An 8450-nucleotide genomic window follows, 5' to 3' on the forward strand; every position below is an offset into this window, starting at 1 on the left:
GCTTCAGAAGCTTACGATCCTGAAATAATTGATAATCTAAGAAAAATATTCGTTAATGAACGAAAAGAGTATAGAGTTCGAGATGGTATCAGATATACTTCAATGCTAATCAGACAGCAATTTATAGTCTCACTTATTAGAGCCATTCCAGAAAGCTTGAGAGTTATAGCTACCATTATTGAGGAATTGAAGACTACCAGTAACTCTTTAGCTATACTAGAAGCCCTTTCAAAAGAAACTACTATTTATCTTGATGAGCACTGTTTATCTGAAATAATCAGCATAATTATACTTCAAATAGAGGGATGGCTAGAAGCGTTTAATTACGAGTCAGAACAAACCATGCGAGGTGCAAGACATTCATTTACAGTCGATATAAATGAAAATAATCTGTGGCACCATACAAAGTTATCACATATATTTGAAATGATAATTGAGATAGACGCATCATGGCATGGCATTAGTTCTGGGCAAAAAGCTTATTTAAACATGTTTAGTTCTATATGGAATTGCATAGAAGAAAACAATAGAAATTCGCTTAACAAGCAAACTTTAATATGCATTGATGAAGGAGATTTATACCTTCATCCTCAATGGCAAATAGAGTTTGTAGAAAGGTTAACAAACTGTCTACCCGTAATTTCTAATGGGAACGTCCAAGTTCTATTTACAACACACTCACCTTTACTCGTTTCTGACATGCCGAATCAGTGTGTGTGCGTATTAAATGATAATGAATACAACAGAAAGCCTGATTTAAAAACCTTTGGAGCAAATATTTACGATATTTATAGAGAAGCATTTGGTATGGGAACTAACCGAACTGGAAACATCTCAAACAGATATATCCAGAGAACTTTTGATATTTTAGACAAGAAATCATTAAACAAAGCTGATTTTGAATTTTTAACACAAGCAAAACACTTAATCGATAATAAGTTAATTCTTCAACATATAAACATAAAGCTAAAAGAAAATGATTAATCTATACACTCACCTAGAAACAAAATTTGATGACGTTGATAGTACTCTTCAAGTTTCCACAGATAAAGTTTGGAACGCTCTCAATCCTAAAAATAAAAATGGTAAATATTCTGCTTATTCAATAGTTGAAAAAACTAAAAAATTTAGAGATGAAGTGTATAGTATAAATCATATGTCAAAGTACAAACAATCATATTTTAGACATGAGAAACTATTAGATTATCTGTGCAAAGACGGTGTCCTTAAAAGAATTGTAACGAGCAAGCCAGATGACTTCGAAAATATATCAAATTCAATCTACAATTATCTTAATAAAGATGATTTGTATATAAAAAAAGGAAATTCCTACTTCAAAACGAGCTTTGGTGAACTTCTATATAAAAGAGTATTCAATTACGATAACTATCGTAGGAATATTATAGTTGGAGAAGTATATAAAGAACTAGGCTTTGATAAGGTAACCTGTCCTTACTGTAACTCTGAGCCAGTTACAATAATTGATTCAAAACAAGGTAGTTCTAAAAAAAACTCTAAATTAACTTTATTTGAATTAGATCATTTTTATCCTAAATCTAAATACCCTTACTTAGCGCTGTCTTTCTACAATCATATTCCATCATGCTCAAACTGTAATGGAAAGCTAAAACGCTCTAGAGACTTCACCATTGGAACTCATATTCATCCATACAATAGATGTTTTGATGAAGCTTACACTTTCTATCCGAACACTGACATTAGTCGTGGTAATAAGCTAAAATCCTTATCATTGTGGAATAAATCTGGTCAAATGGATTACCTAGCTAAGGACTTGTTACTAGAGAAACGCTACTTAAAACTATTTCATTTGTGTAATGCAAACGAACTAATAGAATTAATGCAAGACAACTATGACCTCTTTGAATCGGGAGAAGATGATAGGTTGAGAAAATTATTTTTTAGATCTATAGAGTCTCATATAAAAGTTAATAAAGGTGAAATCCTTACATCGAATTTCAGCAAGTTAAAGCGAGATCTTGTTAAGTTTTTCGATCAACAGAAAGCCATTATTAAAGATTAGATTCCATTTCAATGTAAATGTTTAGCTAGATAAAGAGGCTTTATCGATTGTTGTATTCTAAGGTATAAGATCGGTTAGACCATCTCGAAGTGAACATAGGAGCTTTGGGACAGGTTTTGTTTGTTTACCATTAGTTCCCCTGACTTTTATAAATCAAGTGGAAATAACTAGAGCAAGTCTCTAGGTGATTTACTTATATAACGAACGATAGTGGCACCTTAAACGAGAGTACATTTGCGCTAACTACAGCAATCGCTGTGTTTTTTCGCGAACAACTTCCCAGTATTTACTCATTCAATTTGAAGGTGTTGCACAGTTAATCAACCCAAAGTCGATCATATATTCTTGGATGACTATGTAATGAATGGCAAGGACAATACATCTATCGCTATCGAGATTCTTTTCACAAACGATAAAGAAGCCTATTTAGAAAGGTGACTTACCCTCGTTGATATTATGCTTAAGATGATACACTGGCTATTGCTCTGACGTAAAAACTGCGTTAAATAGACCAGAGCAGTTATTTGAATTGCTTTTAGACAATTGGAATGATTGTGTTTAACGTTTTGAAGTAACTCTCCCTTAAATCTATAAAAGTGAACTATGGGACCTTTGGAAAATTACTACTATGTGCGGATTGAGTCAACAAGCAGGTAGTCCTACGGTTTAACTATCTTGCTGATATGATTCGTCACTACCGTAGATAACCTATCTCCACCCACCGACCAATGGCATGAACGAAATAATCGCATTGATTTCTCACGAGTCTTATGCCGAATAAACCAGAAGCGTAACCTTGGTTAAACTCTGAAGTCGGCGCCAACCTTATTCGGTCAATACAAAGTTCTCAAAACCAAGGATGAGACCATTGTTGTGCTCGACAATCATTTATGCCGAGCACTAGGTGTTATATTTAGTCAGTAAAAACAGTTAATTGCCAGTTCCCATATTCGTCCCACTCTCTCCGCCACTATTGAAAAAGCCCGCTGAATCTTCAGCGGGCTTTTTGCTATATCCTTAAACGGAAAGTGTTTAGACAAAGAAAAACCCGCGTTAAAGCGGGCTTTTTCAACACCATAGCTATTATTGGTACACACCCAGAAGTTGCTGGTACTTAACATCGATCAGAAGATAAGACGCCGCGTACATGGCAGCAAAAACTAGGGCGGTCACACCGAGTATCATTTTCGGTGAGATGACGCGCTTGAGCGGCTTCTTAAGGTATTTCGCCTTAAGATTGACCAACGAAACTTTCTCTTGTTCCGCAAGACGGTCATCCCGAATCAGACGATAAATTGTATTGCCAATTTCCGCCAGTTGCTCGTTACCACGCTCTTCACGGCCAAATTTACCTTTAAAACCAAGCTGTAGCAGCAAGTACAGAAACTCAATTACATAGCGATACTTTCTTGGTTCTGCTTTCAGGCGCTCAAGGATAACGAAAAACTTATCACCGCCCGATGTCTCATTGTGAAACTCGGCCAACAAGCTGTTCTGACTCCAACGGCTGTTGGTGCCCCACTCCTGCGCCAGTACCGCTTCGTCGACCGCAGCACATAAACAGTAACGCACCACCAGAATGGTCGCCCGGTCGATTTCCATCTCATTGAGCTTGCGTTCACCTTTGCGAATTTCTCGTGCTACCTGCTCGCGAAATGGCATTGGATCGTCCAGCCATGGAATCGAGTCCATACAGGATAAACTCGCAATCAGCCACGAAAACTGATCCACCAAGGGGTTAACCCCCATGGTGGAAATATCCAGATCATCCACCGCAATATTACGCGACAGATCCGGCGCCGGCATAACCTCCATAGGCTTGCCGGGCTCAGGCTGAAAGAGAACAACGGTTACATCATCATCTGCGTAACTCATAATCTCACAGCCCACAGTTGTAGTGACAGGTTAGCGAACTCACCCGCTACGTGAACAGCGATCGCAGCGGCATTATTCAGCGCCATCCACTCTTCGCTGTTGCGATCCAGTTCGAAATAGGTGTAACCGGCGTGGTATGGCAAGGCGCGTGGCACAACTGGCATCGGCTTGATGCTAATGCCTGGCAACTGCAAGTTGATCAACTGACGGATGTTGTCGATAGAGCCGATCTTCACCTGACTTACAAATTGTGTATGCAGGATATCCAGAGGGACATCGGCTTTCACCGCAAGGATGAACGTTGAAGAATCAACAATTCGCTGATCCGGAATCGGTGCAGTGCGAATACCGTAATTCTGCTCTTTCAGCGTCAACGGAATTGCGCGCTGCTCAGACATAACGCTCAAGGTCATCTTCGAACTTTCCAGTGTACGGCTCATGCATGCCGTTAGGTCAGCGTGATTGTATTCTACATACTCTTGCGGGCGACGTGCAGAAGAACATAAGGTCGACAATTCGCCTTCTGCCTGCAGCAGGATTCGATACAAGGATTCCGGATGCACCCCTTCCGTCGCGGCAAAATGCCAGAACAGTGGTTCATAACGATTCAATGCCTGAAGCAACATAAAATCAGAAACCGATGAAACCCCCTGCTGATCCACCACGCCCAGGCGCTGAACAATGGATTCTGCGCGATGACGCAGCATCGAGGCAAATTCGGTCACGAATTTATTCAATACCGTCGACGCTTTGATATCCAGACAGGTCGGGATAAAACTCTCATCCAGAACAATACTGCCGTCTGGTTTTACTTCAGAAATCTTGAGGATCGGAATTGAGGTAAAAGCACTCTTATCTTCATGATCGTACATCAAACAAAAATTCAGCTTCCCGACCATGATATTAGCCATGTCTTCACTGTTGTAACATGAATCCACAGCTTCTTGTGGGTGCATGGAATAACGAGCACCATCACGTTGCGTACCGAATAATTCTGAGCGCTCTGAAGGCAAAGGGCAGCACAAATACACGACTTTGTCAGTGACTGACGGATCCACTTCTTTTACTTCTGGTAGATCGGCCAGCAGCGGCAGTTCAAATGGGGTACGATCCTGCAAAACCCCCTCTGCACGGGTAATACCGATTTTTCCAAGCGCCAGCAGTTCCGTGTTGATCTCTAGACGCTTAATTCCCCAATGCAGTGGCGCACTGTATGTGCTAAGCATACCACTCGCTTTTCCCTGAGCCCGGTCGAGCTGCTGGAAATGCTGTGGCTTCATGAACATACCATCTTGCCATACAACTGGATTATATAAAGACATGTTCGATTTCCTTAAAAATAAGTCTGCTCGATACCTTTCGTGGTATCAGAGATCATTTCGCTACCTTCCAGTTTCAGTCTCAGGAAGTATTCTGTTTTCTCTTCGATAGCTTCCACTTTGCGCCATGAAGAGCCATTAATGTCACGAAACGCGACCGAGAAACCCAGCGCTCGAGTGGTAGGGTCCAGCTCTATCAGCTCATGGATTTTTTCGCCTGGCTTTATCTGATACTCATAACGTTTGATGTATTCATCACCCAGTGCCGCCTTGTCGTTTTCAAACAACGCAAAGAAATCCAAACTCCGAAACAATACCGGCGAAGTCAGTTCATGTACTCGCATAATGACCGGCGATGGCTGGCCGCCATCTCGAACGTTCAACATGTCCGACGCTTCGATCACCAGTTCAATCGAGGAGGTTTCCGGGGTAATACCAGAAGATTCTTTAAACTGCTCCCACATCGCGCAGCCCGATAACAAAAACAGTGTCAGGGCGACCGTCAACTTACGCATGTTTCACCTTTAAATTCTTATGGTACTGTTCTTTGATTTTCTTCTGAGCAAAAGCGCCACTGGTGTCCGACATTCCCTGACGTTTGTTGTGGTAGAAGTTTTCATACTTACTCCACAGCTTACCCCGGGTCACAAACTTAGACTCTGCGGCGATTTTCTTGGCAAACTGCTCGGGATCACAATCAGACACTTCTGCATAAATCGCATCACTCACCGCTTGGTTGTAATGCGAGCGGTGCTCGTCAAGTTCATCCAGCATTTGTTCGATCAACTCATTCGGAGACAGCAGGTTCTGTTGATTAAGGGTCAACATCAATTCCGTCAGATTCGTGGCCAGAGTTTCCTGCTCCCCTTGCTGTTTAAGATCTTCGACTTCACTCAGATCTTTCTGCAGTTTATCGATGCATAAGCGCAGACACGCCCCCATCTGCTGAAAGAGCTTGGGATCTGCCGACTGCAAGCTGGAATCAGAAATACCCAACCCCTGGAAAAACGCAGCATGCACCGCGTCATGAGTAGCTTGAGCTGGTTCTTGCTGCTCATGCTGCACCATTGCCATGGTTTGCGGCTTCGGTTCTTCTTGCTTAGGTTCGGTATTGGATTGAGCAGGAATTGGCTGAGTCACTTCTTCCCAGTACGCAGACCTGGACTTAGGTTCCGCCGGTTTTGGTGCTGGCGCCTCAGTTGAAGGCGCCGTATACGGCGCATCCTCAGGCTGGGTAGCCTGCATCACCATATCTGACTGAGGACGAGGTGCTGCCGGCTGTGGCTCTGGCTGTGGTGCCGGATTCACTTTTACTGGTGCGGCTTGAGGAGCGGGCTGAGGTTGCGATGTTGCTTCGCCAGCCATCCAATCTTCAGGGATCAGGTTAGGGGCTTCAAACTCTGAATAAATACTGAAACTATCATCAGGGATCTGACGTTTGTATTCATTCGACTTTGGCACCTCTGTCTGGGTGTTCTCGTCGCGAATCAAATGGTCATCTTCGATTTGCATGGCAAAATCAAGATGAGCGACCGGATCATGAGTGTCGACTTGCTCGCTCTTGGTCTCCATAAACAGCTCTTCGATGCTTTCGACTTGCTGCTCTTCATGCACGATATGTTCGCCCAGACCGACTAAGGGGTCGGTGGAATCGCGATCGGGTACAATGTCCGCAGCGATGTCAAGGTTACTAGTCAACTGTTCAAACGCCACTGAGATTTCGTAACGTCCCAAGGCGATTGAATCGCCTTCTTGAATCGAAATTGGCTGATTTTTCAGAATACGATTACCGTTGACTAAGGTCCCATTGGTACTGACATCACTGATGTAGTAAGTATCGCCATACACGCTGATCAAGCAGTGTGTACCAGAAATGAAGCGGTTGTGATCCGTCAGCGTGACAGTGCTCCCGGCATTCCGCCCTATTGAACCACCACTTTCTGGCATCTCAATATGTTTAGAGCCGGTGTACTCTTCCGGGCACTTGGCAATATAAAGAACGAGTTGACTAGTTCGCATACCGATTTCCTTAGAACAGCAACGCGACTGAGAACTCTACGCCACCCAGACCATCGTTATACACAGGTAAAATGTATGATGCCTGAGGCACGATTTGCAGATGCGCATCTGGGTTGCCGCCCAGTTTGATAACAGTGCCAAGTGTCGCAACGGCGCCGACTTCAAACTGATCGATATCGTCAAGTTGCTCGCCGTAACGGTAGCCTTCACCGTCAACGACCCAACGATTAGAGTACTGAGAGTATGCCAGAGACAGGCCAGCACCCACATACGGAGTAAACCAGCCCCAGTCTGCCAGTGCGTATTGAGGTACCACACGCAGCTCGTAACTGGTGACTTCCTGATAAATCCCGTTTGATGGTGCATCCACAGATTCATCCAGGTAGTTCAAACCTAACCACCAACGCCAGCGATTATTGCTCTCATCGATTGGTCGGGTATGCAGCAAACCGTAGCGAAGCGCATCAGCTTCACCACTGGTGCCTTCGTCGTAGTCGATACCTTCGATACTAAGCATACTCACGCTACCACCGTAACGCTCGCCTTTTGCCACTGCGCTGCTAGAAACGGCACACATCAAGAGTGCCAGAGCGATATTGATTGGCTTCGCCATTATAATTTTCCTCGGCCGAAAATAAGGTTTCCTTTTTTATTGACACGCGAAGATACCAAGCTATCGCCCTTTTTCAATATCCCCTTCCGAGAGCGCTAATAAATAGCTCATTATGACAACGAGATTAGTGAAAACATCTATACTTTTAGTAAATTCAACACCCGTCAAAACGTTGTCACTCTATTGATTAATATGTAAACAAATTAGATTTGTGAATATTATTTGTGGTGTTTTTTTAACCGCCAATAAATAGATAACATTAGCAACATTGATACCTCAATTCAGATTCATCCAGCATTTACTATCAACATTATCAACAGCTAGCAAGCATCACTACTCATTGCTAGTGAGGCTTATATCAAAAGGAAAGTGTCAGAAATTACTTATGCGACTCTGCCCAACATCTGCATTAGGCTTAGTGATGCAGTTCACATTTAGTTAAATTAAATACATTTTTATAAAGTTTTAAATTTCATTTGGTCAATTTAAGAATAAAATTGCTCGAAATTTTTTTGCTTTGCCACAGTACAACAAAAATAAAATTAGGTAAGGCTAATGTATTTATATTAATAAAAGCTAATAA

7 protein-coding genes are annotated in these 8450 nt (G+C 42.4%); 2 read left to right on the plus strand and 5 right to left on the minus strand.

Features of this window, described 5'->3' with window-relative positions; all coding sequences use genetic code 11:
• Both CAG64_RS17150 and CAG64_RS17155 read left to right on the plus strand, forming a co-directional pair.
• The coding region (locus tag CAG64_RS17150) for an AAA family ATPase (RefSeq protein WP_161489341.1) at nucleotides 1-984 on the plus strand (984 nt) is incomplete at its 5' end.
• Complete coding sequence (locus tag CAG64_RS17155; protein WP_147681708.1) at nucleotides 977-2041, plus strand: hypothetical protein; 1065 nt, start codon at nucleotides 977-979, stop codon at nucleotides 2039-2041. The genes CAG64_RS17150 and CAG64_RS17155, both read left to right, overlap by 8 nt.
• Nucleotides 2042-3124: 1083 nt before the next feature.
• Here CAG64_RS17155 and icmH read toward each other — a convergent pair.
• Genes icmH through CAG64_RS17180 form a run of 5 tightly spaced genes read right to left on the minus strand, consistent with a single transcriptional unit; the run spans nucleotide 3125 to nucleotide 7867 of the window.
• Nucleotides 3125-3916, minus strand: a complete 792-nt coding sequence (gene icmH, locus CAG64_RS17160) for a type IVB secretion system protein IcmH/DotU (protein WP_040902490.1) — start codon at nucleotides 3914-3916, stop codon at nucleotides 3125-3127.
• Nucleotides 3913-5238, minus strand: a complete 1326-nt coding sequence (gene tssK / locus CAG64_RS17165; protein WP_021704987.1) for a type VI secretion system baseplate subunit TssK — start codon at nucleotides 5236-5238, stop codon at nucleotides 3913-3915. Before tssK ends, icmH begins: the two co-directional genes overlap by 4 nt.
• A gap of 11 nt (nucleotides 5239-5249) precedes the next feature.
• Nucleotides 5250-5750, minus strand: a complete 501-nt coding sequence (tssJ, locus tag CAG64_RS17170; protein WP_161457239.1) for a type VI secretion system lipoprotein TssJ — start codon at nucleotides 5748-5750, stop codon at nucleotides 5250-5252.
• Complete coding sequence (locus CAG64_RS17175; RefSeq protein WP_161457238.1) at nucleotides 5743-7254, minus strand: FHA domain-containing protein; 1512 nt, start codon at nucleotides 7252-7254, stop codon at nucleotides 5743-5745. The genes tssJ and CAG64_RS17175 overlap by 8 nt, the downstream gene beginning before the upstream one ends.
• A 10-nt stretch (nucleotides 7255-7264) precedes the next feature.
• The gene (locus CAG64_RS17180; RefSeq protein WP_021704984.1) at nucleotides 7265-7867 is read right to left on the minus strand and encodes an outer membrane beta-barrel protein; all 603 of its coding nucleotides are present in this window, start codon (nucleotides 7865-7867) and stop codon (nucleotides 7265-7267) included.
• Nucleotides 7868-8450 lie beyond the last annotated feature (583 nt).

The organism is Vibrio sp. V38_P2S17PM301 (assembly GCF_009904845.1).
Classification (GTDB): domain Bacteria; phylum Pseudomonadota; class Gammaproteobacteria; order Enterobacterales; family Vibrionaceae; genus Vibrio; species Vibrio proteolyticus.

Excerpts from the sequence above, each read along its gene's own strand:
- CAG64_RS17175 (WP_161457238.1), bottom strand. The coding sequence starts at position 7,254 with ATGCGAACTAGTCAACTCGTTCTTTATATTGCCAAGTGCCCGGAAGAG.
- tssK (WP_021704987.1), bottom strand. The coding sequence starts at position 5,238 with ATGTCTTTATATAATCCAGTTGTATGGCAAGATGGTATGTTCATGAAG.
- tssJ (WP_161457239.1), bottom strand. The coding sequence starts at position 5,750 with ATGCGTAAGTTGACGGTCGCCCTGACACTGTTTTTGTTATCGGGCTGC.
- CAG64_RS17155 (WP_147681708.1), top strand. The coding sequence starts at position 977 with ATGATTAATCTATACACTCACCTAGAAACAAAATTTGATGACGTTGAT.
- icmH (WP_040902490.1), bottom strand. The coding sequence starts at position 3,916 with ATGAGTTACGCAGATGATGATGTAACCGTTGTTCTCTTTCAGCCTGAG.
- CAG64_RS17180 (WP_021704984.1), bottom strand. The coding sequence starts at position 7,867 with ATGGCGAAGCCAATCAATATCGCTCTGGCACTCTTGATGTGTGCCGTT.